A 20,217-nucleotide genomic window follows, 5' to 3' on the forward strand; every position below is an offset into this window, starting at 1 on the left:
ATACAGATGCGTTTCACAGTTATCTATCGCAAGGATCGTACCACATAATTTCCTTGGAAATAGCACTAGTTGTAACGAAAAATCAAAGCAAATATTACCATAACCAATATAAAATTAGGAAGATCAAGAGGGCCAGTACTATCATTTGATATTTATAATTGGCGTACCAGGGAATGTCTTCCATTTGATCGTTCATGTCGCTCCGATTAAAAGTCAATTGCGCAATTTGGGTTTTAGATGGAGGAGCGGTGCACATACTTACTGTAATGAATACAAAGGTGCTCAAAAGAACCATAATACCAACATTCATCGTATAATGGAGATTCCATAAATTGTTTTCGCCTAGGATGAAGGTTAAAATGCCAAAACCAGTACCCAAAATCAAAGTCCAAAAAGCGCCATGTCCATTCCCTCGTTTAAAGAATACCCCTACCAAGAAAATTACGGCAATAGGAGGAACTATAATAGAAAACATCTGTTGGAGGTAGTCCCATAAACCTTCAAAGTTTTGAATTTGTGGAGCCCAAAGTGCCGCTATGAGCATAAAAACAATCGTAGCAATCCTTCCGTATTTTACCACATCTTTTTCTGTGATATTCGGTTTTCGCGGCTTTATAAAATCGATCACCACTAAAGTGGAAGAAGAATTTAATGCAGAATCAACACTGGACATAATGGCCGAAATCAATCCAGCAAGAACAAGGCCGATCAATCCTACGGGCAATACTTCGGTAACTAATTTGGGAAATACAGCATCTCCATCGGGAAGTCCGGGATACAGGCTTATGGCCATTGCTCCGGGAAATACCATAACAAATAGCGGGATAATTTTCATAAAACCTGCAAAAACAACTCCCCATCGCGCCTGATTTAAATCACGGGCTCCCAATACGCGCTGAATGATATACTGATTGGTAGACCAATACCAAAATCCCATAAAAGGCACGCCCATGATCAATCCAGGCCAGGGTATACCAGGATCATCCAAGGGACGAACCACGGAAAAGTGGCCTTCAGGGGCAGAAGCCAATACATTGTCCCAGGAATAATCGAGCTTTCCAAATAAAATCCATGTCATGATGGTACAGCCTACAATGAGAATAATGGCCTGAATGGAATCTGTGATAACTACGGCCTTAAGCCCTCCAGAAGCCGTATAAATCCCGGCAATGATGGCCAAGGCTAAGGTCGTCTGCCAAATCACTAAATCCGGAAAAAAAGCTTGTAATACGAGCGTTCCGGCATAAAGGCCGCCAGCGGTTTCGATAATGATAGTGCTAAAAATGCTAATGGCGGAAAAGAAAAGCTGACTCCTTCGGTCAAATCGCTTCTCTAAGAATTCTGGAATGGTAGTAATCCTATTTTTAAGGTATAAGGGCACAAACACCAAGGCTGCAATAATGAGTGGTAAGCCGGACATCCACTCGTAGACCGAATTTACGATACCCGTGGTATAAGCCGCTCCCGATAAGCCAATAATCGTGGCGCTCGATATATTGGAAGCAAATAAGGATAAACCAATGAGGCCCCAACCAAAAGTACGACCCCCCAGGAAAAGATCTTCTCCGGTTTTTGTTTTTCTGGAAATATAAAACCCAATAGCCAGAACGATCAGGAAGTAGCTTAGTATGATAATAATATCGATATTAGAAATAGAAGTGTTCATGGCGTACGGGTTTTAGGATTGTTCGTAGTATGGGTATGGAGGTAGAGTTCCAAGCGGTATTCCTTTTTAAGAAGTCGATACTTTTCCAAAGGAAATGCTTGCCAGGAATCAGTTCCGCCAATTCCCATCATTTTTGCATCCAAACAGAGGTGTATTTTATGATCTGTGTGTAATTCATGGAGATGCTGGCTTCCTGCTGCAGTCTGTGTAAGCTGAAGTGGGGAATAGGGCAAAGCACTAAATCCAATGGGCGTTTCCGCTACAAGGGTCAGGCCTTTGCCAAAGCCATTGGTCAACTCCAGGGAATACACATCGGTGCGATATCCATTTTCTTGAGGACTTATATAGGGTTCAAACATTTCTGAAACAGAAGTTTTATACCTTCCTACATGGGCAGCTGCATTACGATCAGGATAATTCTCAAAAGGCCCCCTTCCAAAATAAGAAATGCGGTCATATTTGGGGTCAAGTACGGTATAAAGGCCTATTCGAGGTAGTTCTGGTAAGGCATCGTTCTGATGTCGAAAATGCATCTTTAGGTGAAGGCCATCATTTTTAGTAAGCTCATAGTACATGCTAATATGAACCCCTATTTCCTTTAACACGAGCTGAGCTCTTATACTGCCATCTTCCAAGATTGTAAAATCGACTAAAGTGGCAGAAGAAAAGGCATCTTTCCAAACATGACAGCGTTCTGGCATTCCATTTCCAAAGTCATTGTCGTTGGGCGCGCGCCAAAAATGAGGTTGTATGGGGGCCAGTAACAGGGCTTCTCCCTCCAAAAGAATAGTATCGATCAAGCCTGTTTTAGGGTTTAGCTGTATTAAGGTGTGTTCATTGTAAAATTGATAGTGTTCTGGTCGATAGGATAAATGTGCGGTATTAGGCGGATTCAATAAGGGAAGGATACTGCCTTGGTTCATTTTAAATTGCGCTTTGGCTATAGAATGGCCTTTGGGGAAGAATTGAAAATCATGGACTAAGGTACAGCTCACATCCAGATACGTAGCAATACCCTCGGCCAGAGCTGTATATGAGGGCGAAAATTGGTGGGAAGCACCTGGGGCCAATTCCAGCACTACTGAACCAGTTTGTTTCTCTCCTGCTATATTCCATAAGGTCCAAGTTACCACCAAGGATATCGTTTTAAATAAAAATTTGCTTTCTACGACAAGAAGATCTTTTTCAAAAGAAATCAAGATATCCTGATGCATCTTTTCAGCTTCCCAATACATAGGGTGTGGCGTGTGATCGGGAAATAAGAGTCCGTTGATACAGAAGTTGGCATCACTGGGAATCCCTTCGCCTCCATAATCTCCTCCATAAGCCCAAAAAGAATGACCGTCTTTGGATGTTTTTTTCAAGCCTTGATCCATCCAATCCCAAATGAACCCTCCTTGTAAGACCGGATATTTTTCAAATAAATCCCAGTATTCTTTGAAATTTCCAAGACTATTCCCCATGGCATGGGCATATTCGCACATGATCAACGGACGATCCGGATGTGTCAGAGCATATTTTTCAATATGATCTACGGAAGGGTACATAGGACAATAGATATCCGTATGTTCGTCTAAAACCGCTTGTTCATATTGTATGGGACGATGTTGTTCCTTTGACTTTAACCAAGCATAGGTTTTTTTAAAATTAATACCATCGCCTCCTTCATTGCCTAAGGACCATACAATAACGCAGCTATGGTTTCTGGAACGATAATACATGCGTTGGGTGCGATCTAAATGTGCCTCATACCATAATAGATCTTTTGCCAATGAAGCCTCTTCATAACCCATGCCATGACTTTCAATATTAGCCTCATCAACCACATATAAGCCATATTGATCACAGAGTTCGTACCATCTTCTATGATTGGGATAGTGACTGTTGCGTACGGCATTGATATGACATTCTTTCATTAAACGAATATCTTTAAGCATACTTTCCTCTGTAATCACATGTCCTTTCTCCGGATGGTGCTCGTGCCGGTTCACTCCTTTAATGCGAAGCGCTTTTCCATTAATACATAACTGGTTTTGTACGATTTCAATACGTCGAAATCCAAAGTAATGAGAGCGATATTCTAAGGGAGTAGTACCTCTTCGAACTTCAAATAGCAATTGATAGCGATAGGGGTTTTCGGAAGACCAGGGAATGCAATTCGGGACTTTCAATTGAAATTCTAAAGTGGTTTCTCCTTCAAAGGGCGCAATGGTTTGGGTTGCTTCCCATAGGATTTCTCCCCCATGGTCCAAAACAGTAGTAGTGAGGTGGAGGGAACTTTCCCTAACGCCTGCTTCGTGGGAACTTAGCCATAATTTTAAGTTGGCAAGACCATGGATATAGGTGTCGTCTAAAGTAGCATCTATTTCAAAATCCCTAAGCTGCGTTTTCGGAGCTGCCCAAACGTAGATATCCCGTTCAATTCCACTAAGACGCCACATATCCTGACATTCCAAATAAGAGCCGTCACACCAGCGAAATACTTGCACACAAATTTCATTTTCTCCTTCTTGGATATGTTCTGTAAGGTCAAATTCTACAGCAGTTTTTGAATCTTGATGATACCCTAAGAAACTACCGTTCAACCAGAAATAAGCCGCACTGCTTACGGCACCAAAGTGTAGAAAAAATTGTTTGCCTTCCCAATGGGAGGGAACGGTAAATGTTTTTTTGCAAATCCCGGATGAATTGTTTTGAGGTACACGAGGGGGATTTTTATCAAACTCATAACGGTCATTCACATAGATTGGAATTCCATAACCTGCCAATTCAAAATTTACGGGAAGTTCAATCGTTTTTGGGAATCGTACTTCCTTTTGATAAAAGTTCTCAGGGATGTCTTCAAAAGATTCGGCCCAAAAAAAATCCCATAAACCATTTAGCAAAAGGACATTGTCATGATCTAAAAAATGAGCAGATAAGGCTTTTTCCTTATTGGGGTATGCAATGGAGAATGCACGGGGTTGGGTTTGTCCTATACTAAAGACAGCGGGGTTTTCGAGCCAAGAATAATCGAAATCCAAATCCATGGGTTTGAAAGAGTAAAGAATGGGGGAATATTCCCAATTACAATAATAGTAAAAATTACGTTTATTCTTGCGAAGAACAATATTTTAACGAAAGAATAGGGGGTACAATAGCATTAGCCTATGAAAAAATGAAGGCAGAATGTCCCTCTTTTTGGAACAAGGAATTTATGCTAGACCCCGATGAAGCAGGAATGGGCGGGGGACCAAAACTTAGGGCAAAGGGGTACTTAAAATCTTATAAAACGTCTGGATTCCATAAGCAATCTGACCAATTTTTAAATTTTCATTTGGACTATGTTGATTATTATCAGGATTTACCATGGGTACAATAAAAGCAGGTATTTTCAATTCGTTGATGAAGGGGGCAATAGGAACAGTACCTCCCATAATTCGAATACGCACAATATCGTCATTTGCTCCTAAGATATTGGATAGGAATTCTCCATAAGCATTATCCAAATCCGTGCGGAAAGCATCCGTAACCGTTCCTTCGGTAATGGTCATGATGCGATCATTCGCCATACGCTCTTCTTTGGAAGGGATCTTATCCATAATATAAAAACCTTGTTCTTTTAAATGCTTTTTTACAAGTCCCTTAAGCCGATTTCCATCGGATTCGGGTACTAAGCGAATATCAATTTCAGCGGTGGCACTTCCGGGAACAATGGTTCTGGCTTTGTCACCTACCCAACCTGATCCCAATCCTCTCACATTCAAAGAGGGATACTGCAAGGCTTCTTGATAAAACCCACCTACTTTTTCGGAAGATTTTATCTGAAGACGCTCGTGAATGGTTGCCGTATCATCGGGTACGCTTTTCAGGACAGCTAACGTTTCTTCATCCATGGAAATGCCGTCATAATATCCTTTTATGGTTACTTTCCCCTCCGTATCTTTCATACTGCTCAATGCCTGGGCCAATTGAAAGCCAGGGTTTGGGGCATAGTTGCCATAATGACCGCTATGTTGAGGTTTTATAGGGCCATAAGTGGTAAGGGACAAAGTGGTTATTCCCCTGCAGCCATATACCATGGTCGGTTTTCCCGAAATATGCACGGGCCCATCATTGATGACCAAAAAATCTGCCTCTAACAATTCTCTATAATTTTTTACCGCTTCCGGAAGGGGTTTGCTGCTGCGCTCCTCTTCGCTATCCAAAATTACTTTGACATTAAATGGAAGCTCCATATTATTTTTCTTAAGCATGTCAATAGCATTGAGAAACATTACAATAGGACCTTTGTCATCGGAAGTAGACCGTCCAAATAAGCGCCAATCGTAATTAATATCCGTATCCAATTCATCAAAAGGAACCGTGGTCCAATCTTCTCCATTCTCTGCTTTCAGCACTACCTCATAAGGGTTAGGCTGATCCCATTTGGACGGATCAACGGACTGCCCATCAAAGTGCATGTAAAATAAGATGGTAGGTTTATTATCATCAATAGGGAAGGCGGCAAAAAACAAGGATTCTCCACTCGTGGGGAGAACAGAACTATTAAAACCGCGATCATTGAATTTTTTGGTCAACCAGGTTAGGTTTCTATTGATATCGGCATGGTCCAAGGCATCATTGGGAATAGCCACAAATTCCCGTATTTCATCAATGGTATGGCGAACATGGGATTTTACCTGGGCGGCATCTTGGGAAAAACCAATATTGGAAATCAATCCTAGTAGAAGAAGAAGTCTTTTCATGCGTGTGCTCTTGCTAAAATTATAAGGGAAAATGGGTTAAAATAGTATGGGCGTATACAAATAACCATTTCCTAAACAATGATACAAACTTTTTCGAAAACAATGTGGATTATGCCTCCCGAATTCCTCCAATAAAATCCCCTATACCATCAACACCGAATTGGGTGAGATGTTTAATAAAAGCCGAACCAATAATAGCTCCTTTTGCGGTTTGGGTAGCTTGTTCAAAAGTAGATTTGTTGCTAATTCCAAAACCGACAATTTGAGGGTTTTTTAATTGCATACTGGCAATGCGTTCAAAATACTGCTGTTGCGCATCTCCAAAACCTTGTTTTGCCCCTGTAACACTAGCGGAACTCACCATATAGATAAATCCGTCAGAAGCGGCATCAATCTCCAAAATACGGGCCTCACTGGTTTGGGGAGTGATCAAAAATACATTGATGAGCCCATACTTTTTAAATATAGCTTCATATTCGGTTTGATACACATCCAAAGGCAAATCGGGCATAATGATACCATCAATACCAATTTCATGGCATTTTTTACAAAAAGCTTCTACACCATATTGTAACATGGGATTAAAATACCCCATAAGAATTAAGGGAATAGATACAGATTGTCTAATATCCTTCAATTGATCAAACAATAGGGCGGTATTCATTCCATTGCGCAATGCTGCGGTGGAACTTTCCTGAATGGTGGGGCCATCGGCTAGGGGGTCACTAAAAGGAAGCCCTATCTCGATCATATCCACGCCATTTTTTTCTAAGGATTGAATAATGGAAACGGTATCGTTTAGGTTGGGATAACCTGCTGTAAAATAAATGGAAAGTAATTTTTTGTCTTCCTGTAATTTTAGATGTATTCTATTCATATCCATAGCTCCTTATAACTTAAAATAATCAATATAGGTGTTTAGGTCTTTATCGCCCCGGCCCGATAAATTAATGACCACAATATCTTCCGGTTTAAATTTTTTATGCTCAAATACGGCAAAGGCATGCGAGGTTTCTATAGCGGGAATGATGCCTTCCAATTGCGATATAGCTAAACCAGCGGTCATGGCTTCATCATCGGTAATGGAAATGAATTCGGCACGTTTGGAGCGATACAAATGGGCATGCATAGGACCAACACCGGGATAATCTAAGCCGGCAGAAATAGAATACGGCTCGGTAATTTGTCCATCCGAGGTCTGCATCAATAAAGTCTTACTGCCATGGATGATGCCTACTTTTCCTAAGGCAGAGGTAGCGGCACTTTCCCCAGAATCTATACCTTTTCCCGCCGCTTCTACGGCAATGATTCCCACTTCTGGCTGATCTAAAAAATGGTAATATGCCCCGGCGGCATTACTACCTCCTCCTACACAGGCCACCACATAATCTGGATGTTCCCTACCTTCTTTTTCCTGTAATTGCATCTTGATTTCACTGGAAATTACAGATTGAAAGCGCGCTACCATATCGGGGTAGGGGTGAGGACCTACTACAGAACCAATAATGTAATGTGTATCTACCGGATTGTTGATCCAATCCCGTATTGCCTCATTCGTGGCGTCTTTCAAGGTTCGGCTTCCGGATAAGGCAGGGCGCACTTCTGCACCGAGCATTTTCATACGGGCCACATTGGGCGCTTGTCGGGCAATGTCAATTTCTCCCATATATACCACACATTCAATGCCCATTAAGGCACAAACGGTTGCTGTGGCCACTCCATGCTGTCCTGCACCTGTTTCGGCAATGATACGATGCTTGCCCAATTTTTTGGCCATTAGAATTTGTCCGATTGTATTATTTACTTTGTGGGCACCGGTATGGCATAAATCTTCCCGTTTTAAATATATCTTGGTGTTGTGCTTTTTGGATAGGCGTTCCGCAAAGTAGAGCGGTGTTGGTCTTCCCACATAATCCTGCAACAATTGGTTGAATTCTTCTTTAAACGAAGGATCTTCCATGATTCGCAGATAATTTTGACGAAGTTCCTCCGTATTTGGATATAACATTTCGGGAATATAGGCTCCTCCAAATTCTCCGTAATATCCTTTTTCGTTAGCGTGATAAGTCATTTTTTCTAGTTTATGGTCCATGAAAACTCAATGAACCGTTTTTCTAAATTCTTCTAATGCCATTATATTTTTTAAACCAGGCTCCACTTCAAATTGGCTATTCACATCAATGACATGGCAATATTTTGAAGCGGGTGTTTGTAAAAACGCCTTAATATTATCCAATTCTTGGAGACCAATGCCCCCACTTAAAAAATAGGGCTTGGTAGACGGATAATTCTCCAATACCGCCCAATTGAAGGTATAGCCATTCCCGCCCGGTAATTTGCCCTTAGTGTCAAACAAAAAATAATCGCACACCTCTTCAAAAGCTTCCAATTGGCAGAAATCAAAATCATCTTTTATAGAAAAGACTTTTATGATTTCAAAAGCAGGTGTTTTCAGATCATCGTCTATTGTTTTGGATGATGTGGCCAATTCTTGGAGCGCCTTACAGTATGCCGGACTTTCCTTTCCATGCAATTGCACGGCCTGTAAATTGTATTTTTTTACGTGCACGTAAACTTCTTCAATGGTAGCATCTACAAAAACACCTACTTTTTTAATATGTTCAGGCAATTGGGGCATAGGACCTTCAAAAAAGCGTTTGGAGTTTTTCCAAAAGATAAATCCCAAATAATCGGGTTGTAGCTTGGCTACATCTCCAATATTTCCTTCGTATTTCATGCCACAAACCTTCAGTTTCATCTCTTTTTATCCTAATTGGTCAATAAATAGTGTTGCATGTTTTCCCGGACTATCGGTTTTCATAAAATTCTCACCGATCAGAAAACCCTGATATCCATAGGGTTTTAGTTCTTGAATGGCGGCTACGGTACTAATACCACTCTCCGACACTTTTACAAAGTCCGTCGGAATTTGAGTCGCTAAGGATTTACTGGTTTCCAGGCTAACTTCAAAAGTCTTTAGGTTTCTGTTATTGACACCCAACATATCCAAACTTGGCATTAAGGATTTATGCAGTTCCTCTTCATTGTGTACTTCCAATAAGACATCTAACCCCAAAGCTTTGGCAAACTCGGAAAACAATTTGATTTCTTCCCGACTCAAAATTGCGGCAATCAATAAAATTACATCGGCACCATAGGCCTTGGCTTCCAAGATTTGATAGGTGTCGATAATAAATTCTTTTCTTAAAAGGGGAAGGCGGGCAGCAGCCCGTGCCAATATAAGATCGTCTAAGGAGCCACCAAAATATTTTCCGTCGGTTAAAACAGACATTCCACAGACACCAGCTTTTTCATACCCTTGCGCCACATCCTGTACATTCAATCCTTGATTGATCACTGCTTTGGACGGAGAGCGTCTCTTGTGTTCGGCAATAATTCCAGAAGAACTATTTCTAAGCGCATCGGCCAACGAAGGCGATAATCGCTCAAAAAGTACGGAGGTTTCCAATTGAGAAACAGGAATCAGCTGTTTTCTTAAGGCAACTTCCTTACGTTTATCGGCAACTATTTTGTCTAATATATTCATATACTACTTCGTCCTTATAATCTTGAAAATCATTATTTACTTATCTCTTGTAATTTATGTAAAGCCGTAAGGCCTTTTCCGCCGAGTAACGATTCCTTGGCTTTTTCAAAGCCTTCTTTTGGAGTAATTCCCTGCACCGTGGCAATGGCCATTCCTGCATTGGCACAGACCACATTGTTTTGTGCTTCTGTTCCCTTGGCCTCAAGGATATTTACAAAAATTCGAGCAGAATCCTCAATACTATCACCGCCTACAATATCGGCTTGTGAAATTTGTGCTACTCCAAAATCAGCAGGTTTTAACATGGTTTCCGTACTATTGGAAATGGTTTTGGTGTTGCCGGTCAAAGAAATTTCATCATACCCATCCAAGGCATGTAGCACCGTAAAATTCTTGTCGGTATTTTGATAGAGATATCCGTACATGCGTGCCAACTCCAAGTTGAATACCCCAACCATCTGATTTTTAGGAAAAGCAGGGTTCACCATAGGACCTAGCATATTGAAAAATGTCTTTACAGCCAATTCTTTGCGGATAGGGGCTACATTTTTCATGGCCGGGTGGAATAATGGCGCATGCAATACACATATACCCGCTTTATCAATGGACTTTTCCAAAAAGTCGGCATTATTACTAAATTTGATTCCTAAATACTCCATGACATTACTACTCCCGCATTTGGAAGAAACCCCATAATTGCCATGTTTGGTTACTTTAACACCTGCACCAGCAGTGACAAAGGAAGCTAAAGTAGAGATGTTAAAAGTATCTTTGCCATCTCCTCCCGTACCACAAAGGTCAACAGGGTTATAGGCCGATAAATCAATGGGCAAACACAAATCCAAGAGGGCATCCCTAAAACCTTCCAATTCTTCAATAGTAATACTGCGCATCATATAGACGGTCAAAAAAGCCGCGATTTGACTCGCATTGTACGATCCTTTGGCAATATTCACCAATACTTGCTTTGCATCTTCTTTAGAGAGCACATCGTGATTGATAAGACGATTTAAAATTGTTTTCATGAATACTATGATTTTGTGACGACCAATACGGTCATGAATTGGATAATTTGATGATGTTTACGCATGTACCCAATTGGCCAATATTTTCTTTCCGTGCGGGGTCAATACTGATTCTGGATGAAATTGAACGGCTTGGACATCATAAGATGTATGGCGTAACGACATTACCTGCCCATTTTCGTCAAAAGAAGTAGCTTCAAGAACTTCTGGCAGTTGGGGATCTACGACCCAGGAATGATACCGGCCCACTTCAATCTCTCTTGGGATTTCTTTGAATAAAGTACCTTCCTCTTTGATAGAAATTGTGGTGGCGATACCGTGGTATACCTGATCTAGGTTGATCAAACTTCCTCCAAAGACTTCCCCTATGGCCTGCTGCCCAAGGCAAACGCCAAAAATACTTTTGGTGGGCGCATATTCTTTAATGATGGCTTTAAGGAGTCCGGCTTCATCTGGAATACCGGGACCGGGAGACAGCACAATTTTATCGAAAGCGTCTACTTCTTCCAATGCCAATTGGTCGTTCCGTTTTACGGTAACCTCACAGTCTAAATCTTCTAGGTAATGTACAAGGTTGTACGTAAAGCTATCGTAATTGTCAATGACTAATATTTTTTTCATTTCTAATCGTATTTCCCCGTTTTAGGGTCAATTTTTTAAATAGATTCTGCAATTTCAAGTGCCTTGGTCAGCGCTCCTAGTTTATTATAAGTTTCTTGCAGTTCAGATTCTGGATCTGAGGCTGCCACCAAACCGGCTCCGGCTTGATAGTGTAGCGCATGGTTCATGCTTAAGAAAGTTCTGATCATAATGGCATGGTTAAAGTTTCCTTTAAAGTCCATAAAACCTATAGCGCCTCCATAATATCCTCTACTGGTTTTTTCGTATTGCTCGATCAACTGCATGGCTCTATGTTTTGGCGCCCCACTTAATGTCCCAGCGGGAAAGGTATCTGCAACCACTTTCATGGTCGGGATTTCTGGTTTTTTCTGTCCGGTGACCTTGGAAACCAGATGGATAACATGAGAAAAGAACTGGACTTCCCGATAATTCTCAACGGCAACCGTATTTCCATTTCTGCTTAAGTCGTTCCGGGCAAGATCCACTAACATCACATGCTCGCTATTTTCTTTATCGTCCGCGCTTAATTTTTTGGCCAAAATGGCATCTTGTTCGTCATTTCCTGTGCGTTTGAACGTACCCGCAATAGGATGTATTTCAGCTTTACCATCGGCAACGATGAGCTGGGCTTCGGGAGAACTTCCAAATATCTTAAAGTCTCCATAATCAAAATAAAAAAGATAAGGAGAAGGGTTTACAGAGCGTAAGGCGCGATATACGTTAAATTCATCACCCTTAAAACCTTGGGAGAACCGTCGGGAAAGTACCAATTGAAAAACGTCACCACGTTGACAATGTTTTTTGGCCAGGGCAACATGTTTCCGGTATTCTTCGTCCTCAAGATTAGAGGTTGCAGTACCCTCTTTGGAAAAATTATAAGAGGCAAAGTTCTTTACATTAAGAATCTGCTCAATGGCTGCGATGTTGCTTTCACTTTCATAACAATGGGCAAAAATATAGGCTTCATTCTTAAAGTGATTAATAGCAATAATATTTTGGCAAACCGCATAGTAGATATCTGGAATGGCAAAAGCACCTTCCTTTTTGGAAATATGAACAGATTCATAGTAACGCACGGCATCATAGGCCATATATCCAAACAATCCATTATTAATGAATTTAAAACTGTGATCCGCCACCTTAAACTTTCCACTAAAATCATGAAGAATTTGTACAACGTCCGTAGTCGGTGTTATAGAGGTTTCCTGCCGATCTCCATTGGGAAATTCTTCAACAATGATTTCGTCTTGCACTTTAATAGAAGCGATAGGATTGAAACAGATATAGGAAAAACTATTATCACTGGCGTGATAATCACTACTTTCCAGAAGAATACTATTGGGGAAACGATCCCTTATTTTTAAATAAACACTTACAGGGGTAATAGTATCTGCAAGAATTTTTTTGTAATGTGTTTTAAGCTGATATGACATATCCTTTAGCTATTTAATTTTGATGCGATTGTACTTAAGTATATCCTGATATTTCTTTAATTCAATACTATGCTGAAATGCAAAAGGCTTGTCGTGATGACAAGCCTTTTGATATAGTGTAACTACAATAGTGCTTCGCTCACGACTGTTTCCGCAAGTTACTCCACCACCATATGTTTAAATTTCTGTTCTCCATTATGAGGTCAAAGATAGAAATGATTTTCCTAATTTCAAACCAAGGGACTCAAAAAAAATAACCCCTATCAAAAATATAAAATGATAGGGGTAAAATGTTATATTTTCTAATTTAGAATACCAAGTCAACTACTAAATCGAACTCGTCATAGATGGTCTTGTCTCCTAAGTTGTCAAAGAAACTTCCAGAACCATATCTGATATCGTATAAGGCGCGATCCACTTTTAGGGTTGCTGTTGCCTTACTCCCATAAACAGAAACATCAAATGTCAATGCTTTGGTGGTACCCTTGATGGTAAGATTTCCGCTAACTTCATAAGAGTTTTTGCCATTGGCTTTTACCTTAGTAAATACCAATCTCGAGGTAGGGTGGTTGGCAACACCAAAGAAATCATCTGATTTTAGGTGCCCTTCCAATTTTCCTTTGTATTCTCCAGATAAATCTGTGGAAGCCAAGGAGGTCATGTCCACTACAAATTCACCACCGGTAAGTTTGCCGTTGTCGAAAGTCAAGGAACCTTCTTTTAAGTCAATTGTTCCTGTATGGGAACCTGTTACTTTATATCCTTTCCAGGTAACCGTACTTTCACTTGCCTTTACTTTTTTCGTATCTTCATGTTTAGGTGTGCTTGCCGTTGCTGCAAGACCAAAAACTAGGGCAAAAACTATACTTACTACATTTTTTTTCATTTTACTTTACTTTAATTATTGTGATTTATTTAATGGTTAAAACGTTTATATTATATAGACTAAAATTTATCCAATAACTGATTTAATTTTAGCAATTCTTTTTTGGTGAATCCTTGAACAAGGGTATTCTCTGCATTTGCAATAACAGCGTCCATTTTTTCCAAAGCCTTCAATCCTTGAGCTGTAATGGTAATTTCTACTTTACGTCTATTGGAAGGGCATAAGATGCGCTCTACATAGTCTTTTGCCAATAATTTGTCTACAAGGCGTGTAGTGTTGCTCATTTTGGTTACCATACGACTATTAATGGTGGAGAGATTTGCCGGTTCTCCATTTTGACCTCTAAGAATACGTAAAACGTTGAATTGCTGTATGGAAACATCAAAAGGCTTCAAGGTGGCCGTGATGTTTTCGGATACAATATTGGAAACCATCATTAAGTGAATAATGGTTTTCTTGTTCAACGGAATCTCTTTAGAGGTTTTTATGCTATCTTCTACATTCATGTTTATACAACAATTGTATATACAAATGTAGTATTATTGCTGTGGTTTCAAAAATATTGTGCTCATAATTTTGTGTTAAAAATATAGAGGCATACTTTTTTGGTCATCCGTTAGGGGTAGCATAACACATAAAAAAAAATAGGTTTGGAAAATTAAGTGGTGGTATGGGCGTAGAATTTCGTTGGTATTTTTACTTTTGTGTTTTATTAATAAAAAAAGATTGAAATGGCAGATTTATCACAGGAAGCGTGGGAAGAGCAATTGGAAAATGATCAGAACGCCTTTATTCTGGATGTGCGCACTCCGGAAGAGGTTGAGGAAGGTTATATCCCCGGAGCAACGAATATCGATATTTATTTGGGGGAAGGTTTTTTGGAAGAACTGGAGAAATTGGACAAATCCAAAAATTATTATGTGTATTGCAGATCTGGAGCTCGAAGTGGTCAAGCATGTGCTTTGATGAACAATGCCGGCTTTGCCAATGCGTATAATTTGGAAGGTGGTTTTATGAATTGGGCTGGGGATGTAGCAGAATAATTTGGCTCAACCTCCTTATATACTATGGTCTGCTCACTAGATTGAGCGGACTTTTTTTTGCTTTACATAATGGGTGTCAATAACGTCCAAAAATGTTTCAGGCTTGGGCCTCAACCTATAATTATTGGTAAGGTCCCTATACAGGATACGGCCTTCTTCATCAGTAATAAATACGGTTGGGAGTACGGTATCGCTATCATATCCGAGAAATTGAAATCCGAAAGGAACACCATAATTGGCAGCAATACCTAGTTGTTGAGCCGCTTTGTTATCCTCATCTACCAGAAAATGAAATCCAATATCGATTTTCTTGGCCATGATCAAGGTTTGCTTCTGGGGTTGGGGGCTTATCAATACAGTATGTACATTGCGTTTTTCCAAATCTTTATAAAGTCCCGCTATTTCTTCTATTTGGGAGACACATATGGGACACCAATTACCACGATAGAAAATATAAATGGAGACCTTGCCCTTAAAGGAGCGTGAAGAGACTGACTTTCCTTTGGTATCCATAACCTTGAATTCCGGCACTGTTTTTCCAATTTTCAAAAGTTCAGATTCCCTATTCATAAATACCGAATACCACCTTAAGTAGAAAAACCACCCTACCAATAGAAGAGAACTAATAATAAGACTGGTTTTGCCCACATCTTCCGAGGATAAAAAGGAAATAAAACTAAGAATACAGCCAATGCTGACCAAAAAGGTGAAAATATTCAGGTTTAATTTCAAGATGGTTTTTGTTTTTATATAAAAACCCATGAACAAGGAAGCTATGGTCATGGCCGATAAGAACATACCGGCAGACCCAAGGAACCCATACATAAAATACAGAATCAGGGAATAAAACATAATGAAGAGGGAAAGAATGGGAAAGAAAGAAATAAATATGGAATGTAATCTGTTCCTCATTAAACACTGTTTATAACGGTGAGTCCAAAGATACTCATCTGCCTTTTAAAGTAAAGAAATAAATTGTATTTTCGTGTATGATGATAAGAGAAAATTTACTACATTTTGTATGGAAACACCAAAAGTTACCCTTGGGAGACCTGTACACTTCCTCAGGAGAAAAGCTTATGGTTTTACGCCCCGGCTTGCACAACCATTTATCAGGGCCTGATTTTTTTAATGCTCAAGTGGTTATTGGAACACAAGAATGGGCAGGAAATATAGAAATGCATGTTAAGGCATCGGATTGGTACGTACATGGACATGAAAAAGATCCGAAATACAACACTGTTATTTTGCACATTGTCTGGGAAAACGACATTGATATTTTTAGAAATGATACCACTAGAATCCCTACTCTGGTGCTAAAAGAATATCTTTCAAGCAAGCTGCTAATGGCCCATGAAAAGCTCTTGAACAAGAAAGAACACAAATTCATCAATTGCGAAAAAGAAATTGGAAATTTATCCCATTTTCTGATTAAAAATTGGATGGATAGTCTTTTCATAGAACGTTTGGAAGAGAAAACACGGCGGATAGAAAAACGCTTAAAGCAATTTGAAAATGATTGGGAGCAGCTAACATTTATACTATTGCTGAAGAATTTCGGCTCAAAAATAAATGGAAATTCATTTCATGAGATCGGAAAGGGATTAAATTTCTCTATGATTCGTAAAATACGACATGATCGACATCAGTTAGAGAGCGTGCTTTTTGGTATGGCAGGTTTATTGGAGAATACTACGATCTTTGATCGTTATTATACTACTTTACAGGACGAATTTCATTTTTTAAAATCCAAATGGAATTTAAAACAACATTCCGGAGGCTATCCTGAGTTTTTCAGATTACGTCCAACGAACTTTCCAACGATTCGCTTATCGCAATTTGCAGGTTTATATGAAAAACACAACACTGTATTTGGTAAATTGATGGCTGCTGAAACCATAGCTGAACTCCGTGCCATCTTTGAAATAAGCGCAAGTATATATTGGAAAGATCATTTTACATTTGGGAAAGTATCAAAGTCCAGCACAAAGCGTTTGAGCAAGGCATTTATTGACCTTCTTATCATTAATACGATTATACCGTTGAAATTTTGTTATTCGCGATATCGCGGAGAAGATGTAAGTGAAAGTTTGTTGGCCATAGGTATGGCGATAAAAAAAGAACATAATAGCATTGTGACTAATTTTGAAACCTTAAAAATACCTATTGCACATGCAATGCACAGTCAGGCAATTCTCCAACTATATACATCGTATTGTAGTGCAAATAGATGCTTGCAATGCGCCATTGGGAGCAATCTAATGCATACAGCAGTGTAATCTAATGATAGCTTGCACTGCTTTTCAAGAAGATATTTAAATTAATTAATTACTTTTAGCGCATGGATTTTTTTTATCATATCCTTTACTATTTTCAAAAGAGAGGTTTTGAGGTATGCAGACGTATCGCGGAACGCATGGGTATACGGACGCGTATTGTGCGAACCTCATTTATTTATTTAACCTTTGTAACCGTCGGTTTTGGGTTTGCCCTCTACTTGTTTTTGGCATTTTGGTTGAAAATCAAGGATTTGGTATACACCAAAAGAACTTCCGTATTTGACCTTTAAATATGATGCTATTTTTTCGTTCTAAGATATATAGAGCACTTATTTTACTGGTATTGATACAACTAATAGGAATATTAGGGTATCGTTACTTTTCCGGGTTTTCATGGTTCGATGCATTTTATATGACCGTTATTACGGTGACTACGGTAGGATTTTCCGAAGTAAAGCCATTATCCCCTGAGGCAAAGATTTTCACCATTTTTTTAATTATTTCCAGTGTTTTCATTTTTGCCTATGCCATTTCGGTCATTACAGAATATATTTTAAGTAGAAATTCATTACAACTATTAAAAAAGAAGAAAGTGAAAAATAAGGTCAATAGCCTATCCCAACACGTCATTGTATGCGGATACGGGCGTAATGGAAATCAGGCGGCTGAACGACTAAGGGCGTATAAAATGCCTTTTGTGGTCATTGAAAAAAACCGGGAAATCATAGAAAAACATGAAGATGAACTGCTTTTTGTTGAAGGAGATGCCAGTGACGATGAGGTGTTGAAAGAAGCAGGAATCTTACGGGCAAAATATTTGATTACCGCAATGCCCGATGATGCGGCCAACCTATTTGTGGTATTGTCGGCCAAACAACTAAATTCCAATTTATTCATTATCAGTAGGGCATCCCTAGTGACTTCCCAGAAGAAATTACATTTGGCCGGGGCAGACAAAGTAATCATGCCAGATAAAATAGGAGGAGATCATATGGCTTCTTTGGTGGTAATTCCAGATTTGATCACCTTCATGGATAAGCTGTCTACAGACGGAAAGGATACCACCAATCTAGAAGAAGTGCCTATTGAGGATTTTGCAGATCAAGTAGAATGTAATTCCTTGCGCGACTTGGATTTACGAAATAGAACGGGATGTACCATTATTGGATATATAGAACCCAATGGAAATTATATCATTAATCCTGAAGCCGATTTAATTTTAGAGCCGAAGAGTAAAGTAATCGTTTTGGGAAGGCCCGAACAAATTAAAAAATTAAACGAAATGTTTCATATTGGTTGAGGATATTTGAATCATTTCTTGATTAGGATGGATATTTTTAGGATATTGCCAACCTTACTGACTAATTAAAAATTAAATTACATATGATGAAGTATAAGCTTCTTACGCTTTTTGCAGTATTTCTGCCCTTTTTAGGTATGGCTCAAGATGAGGGATTGGACCAACGCATTGATAAGGCTTTCAAACCCGTTTCGGACTTCTTTTCCGATGTCATTTTCTTTACACTTCCAATAGGGGGATATGACGTGCCTTTCGTCCTTATGTTATTGGTAGCAAGTGCATTATTTTTCACTATTTACTTTGGATTTCCAAATATCAGATATTTTGGTAAGGCGATAAATACCGTAAGAGGAAAATACGATGATGTAGAGCATGGTCATGCAGCAAATCCTGAATTGGCTATTGATGGGGATATTCGAGATACTATTAGGGATGAAAGCGAAGAAGGTGAGGTAAGTCATTTTCAAGCATTGGCAACAGCTGTTTCCGGTACCGTAGGTAATGGTAATATTGCCGGAGTGGCACTGGCTATTGCCCTAGGCGGACCAGGAGCCACCTTTTGGATGATCATTTGCGGTCTTCTGGGCATGTCTACGAAGTTTGTGGAATGTACTTTAGGGGTGCAGTATAGGGATGTAGGAGAAGATGGTACCGTGTATGGTGGGCCCATGTACTATATCAGTAAAGGACTTAAAGAAAGAGGGTTTAAGACCTTTGGTAAAATTGCGGCCATAGTTTTTTCAATTTTCTGTATCGGAGGTTCCTTTGGAGGTGGAAATGCAGCGCAATCCAATCAGGCCACAATTGTCCTAAAAGAGCTTATGGGCTTGGATAGTACGAGCGCAGGTGCGGTCATCGGCCTGGTATTGGCCATTCTTGTGGGTATCATCATTATAGGAGGAATCAAGAGAATTGCTTCGGTAACCGAAAAAGTAGTGCCATTTATGGCGGTAATGTATTTACTGGCATGTTTATACATCATTTTTAGCAATTTTGGATTGATCGATGATGCTATTGGTCTAATCATAACAGAGGCATTTAAGCCTACAGCAATTGGAGTAGGTAGTGTTATTGGTGTGCTATTGGTAGGGTTCAAACGTGCAGCATTCTCTAATGAGGCTGGAGCTGGTTCTGCTTCGATTGCGCATTCCGCAGTAAAAACAAAATACTCTGCTTCTGAAGGCCTAGTAGCCTTATTGGAACCCTTTATTGATACCGTAGTGATCTGTACCATGACTGCTTTGGTAATCATCATCTTTAATTTTGGTGGTTTCTTTGAATATGGAGGAGATGGCTCTGGTTCCGTAATGATAGATGGGCAGGCATTTGAAGGTGCAGGGATTACGTCTAAGGCTTTTGCACAGTATATTCCGTATTCCAATGTATTTTTAACCATAGCCGTAGTGCTGTTTGCCGTATCTACAATGATATCCTGGTCCTACTATGGCTTACAATCATGGAAATTTTTATTTGGAAGGGGTAAAGCAGCAGATTTAACCTATAAATTATTGTTTTTAACCTTTGTTGTCATTGGTGCAGCTGCAAGTATGGGTTCTATTTGGGCGTTCTCCGATGCTATGATTTTTGCCATGGTATTCCCCAATATGGTAGGACTATTCTTCTTGTTCCCAGTGGTCAAGAAAGAATTGGTACGCTATATGGAAGCCATTAGGGCGATAAAATCCTAGAA

The 20,217-nt window shown here is 39.7% G+C and carries 18 protein-coding genes; 5 read left to right on the forward strand and 13 right to left on the reverse strand.

The genetic code is table 11. The annotated features are described in order from the left end of the window. Positions 1-94 precede the first annotated feature (94 nt). The 12 genes from ACEXOE_RS22845 to ACEXOE_RS22900 form a co-directional block, all read right to left on the reverse strand. Positions 95-1,666 (reverse strand): sodium:solute symporter, encoded by a 1,572-nt coding sequence (locus tag ACEXOE_RS22845; RefSeq protein WP_394751201.1) that lies wholly within the window; start codon positions 1,664-1,666, stop codon positions 95-97. Then, a complete protein-coding gene (locus ACEXOE_RS22850; RefSeq protein ID WP_394751202.1) occupies positions 1,663-4,695 on the reverse strand; it encodes a glycoside hydrolase family 2 TIM barrel-domain containing protein in 3,033 nt (1,010 codons plus the stop codon). The genes ACEXOE_RS22845 and ACEXOE_RS22850 overlap by 4 nt, the downstream gene beginning before the upstream one ends. A gap of 210 nt (positions 4,696-4,905) precedes the next feature. After that, positions 4,906-6,393 carry a M20/M25/M40 family metallo-hydrolase gene (locus ACEXOE_RS22855; RefSeq protein WP_394751203.1) on the reverse strand — a complete coding sequence of 496 codons (1,488 nt, stop codon included), beginning with the start codon at positions 6,391-6,393 and terminating at the stop codon, positions 4,906-4,908. A 109-nt stretch (positions 6,394-6,502) separates the two neighbouring features. Beyond that, positions 6,503-7,270 carry a tryptophan synthase subunit alpha gene (gene trpA / locus ACEXOE_RS22860; protein ID WP_394751204.1) on the reverse strand — a complete coding sequence of 256 codons (768 nt, stop codon included), beginning with the start codon at positions 7,268-7,270 and terminating at the stop codon, positions 6,503-6,505. A gap of 12 nt (positions 7,271-7,282) precedes the next feature. Further along, the gene (gene trpB, locus ACEXOE_RS22865; protein ID WP_394751205.1) at positions 7,283-8,464 is read right to left on the reverse strand and encodes a tryptophan synthase subunit beta; all 1,182 of its coding nucleotides are present in this window, start codon (positions 8,462-8,464) and stop codon (positions 7,283-7,285) included. Positions 8,465-8,491: 27 nt separating this feature from the next. Then, the gene (locus ACEXOE_RS22870; protein ID WP_394751206.1) at positions 8,492-9,151 is read right to left on the reverse strand and encodes a phosphoribosylanthranilate isomerase; all 660 of its coding nucleotides are present in this window, start codon (positions 9,149-9,151) and stop codon (positions 8,492-8,494) included. Positions 9,152-9,157: 6 nt separating this feature from the next. Continuing rightward, positions 9,158-9,940 carry an indole-3-glycerol phosphate synthase TrpC gene (trpC, locus tag ACEXOE_RS22875; RefSeq protein WP_394751207.1) on the reverse strand — a complete coding sequence of 261 codons (783 nt, stop codon included), beginning with the start codon at positions 9,938-9,940 and terminating at the stop codon, positions 9,158-9,160. 32 nt (positions 9,941-9,972) lie between these two features. Beyond that, complete coding sequence (gene trpD, locus ACEXOE_RS22880; RefSeq protein WP_394751208.1) at positions 9,973-10,965, reverse strand: anthranilate phosphoribosyltransferase; 993 nt, start codon at positions 10,963-10,965, stop codon at positions 9,973-9,975. A 57-nt stretch (positions 10,966-11,022) separates the two neighbouring features. After that, on the reverse strand, positions 11,023-11,586 hold the full coding sequence (locus tag ACEXOE_RS22885; protein ID WP_394751209.1) for an anthranilate synthase component II: 564 nt from the start codon (positions 11,584-11,586) through the stop codon (positions 11,023-11,025). A gap of 35 nt (positions 11,587-11,621) precedes the next feature. Next, entirely contained in the window at positions 11,622-13,019 is a 1,398-nt protein-coding gene (locus ACEXOE_RS22890) for an anthranilate synthase component I family protein (protein WP_394751210.1), read from the reverse strand. A gap of 307 nt (positions 13,020-13,326) precedes the next feature. Next, positions 13,327-13,905 (reverse strand): YceI family protein, encoded by a 579-nt coding sequence (locus tag ACEXOE_RS22895; protein WP_394751211.1) that lies wholly within the window; start codon positions 13,903-13,905, stop codon positions 13,327-13,329. A gap of 59 nt (positions 13,906-13,964) precedes the next feature. After that, positions 13,965-14,411 (reverse strand): MarR family winged helix-turn-helix transcriptional regulator, encoded by a 447-nt coding sequence (locus ACEXOE_RS22900; RefSeq protein ID WP_394751212.1) that lies wholly within the window; start codon positions 14,409-14,411, stop codon positions 13,965-13,967. Positions 14,412-14,636: 225 nt separating this feature from the next. On the opposite strand from ACEXOE_RS22900, the gene ACEXOE_RS22905 reads away from it, so the two are divergent. After that, positions 14,637-14,948: a rhodanese-like domain-containing protein gene (locus tag ACEXOE_RS22905; protein WP_394751213.1), complete on the forward strand. Its 312-nt coding sequence runs from the start codon at positions 14,637-14,639 to the stop codon at positions 14,946-14,948. Positions 14,949-14,984: 36 nt separating this feature from the next. Here the strand turns inward: ACEXOE_RS22905 and ACEXOE_RS22910 are convergent, their stop codons facing one another. After that, on the reverse strand, positions 14,985-15,860 hold the full coding sequence (locus tag ACEXOE_RS22910; protein ID WP_394751214.1) for a peroxiredoxin family protein: 876 nt from the start codon (positions 15,858-15,860) through the stop codon (positions 14,985-14,987). Positions 15,861-15,937: 77 nt separating this feature from the next. Here ACEXOE_RS22910 and ACEXOE_RS22915 point away from each other — a divergent pair, with 77 nt between their 5' ends. From ACEXOE_RS22915 to ACEXOE_RS22930, 4 genes are all read left to right on the forward strand, one after another. Further along, positions 15,938-17,227, forward strand: coding sequence for a DUF2851 family protein (locus tag ACEXOE_RS22915; protein WP_394751215.1), 1,290 nt, complete (start codon positions 15,938-15,940; stop codon positions 17,225-17,227). A 62-nt stretch (positions 17,228-17,289) separates the two neighbouring features. Beyond that, the gene (locus ACEXOE_RS22920; RefSeq protein ID WP_394751216.1) at positions 17,290-17,517 is read left to right on the forward strand and encodes a PspC domain-containing protein; all 228 of its coding nucleotides are present in this window, start codon (positions 17,290-17,292) and stop codon (positions 17,515-17,517) included. A 2-nt stretch (positions 17,518-17,519) separates the two neighbouring features. Next, complete coding sequence (locus ACEXOE_RS22925; RefSeq protein ID WP_394751217.1) at positions 17,520-18,527, forward strand: potassium channel family protein; 1,008 nt, start codon at positions 17,520-17,522, stop codon at positions 18,525-18,527. A gap of 86 nt (positions 18,528-18,613) precedes the next feature. Continuing rightward, complete coding sequence (locus tag ACEXOE_RS22930; RefSeq protein WP_394751240.1) at positions 18,614-20,215, forward strand: alanine/glycine:cation symporter family protein; 1,602 nt, start codon at positions 18,614-18,616, stop codon at positions 20,213-20,215. The last annotated feature ends 2 nt before the right edge of the window (positions 20,216-20,217 follow it).

The sequence above is a fragment of the Spongiimicrobium salis genome, from assembly GCF_043678055.1.
GTDB lineage: Bacteria > Bacteroidota > Bacteroidia > Flavobacteriales > Flavobacteriaceae > Spongiimicrobium > Spongiimicrobium salis.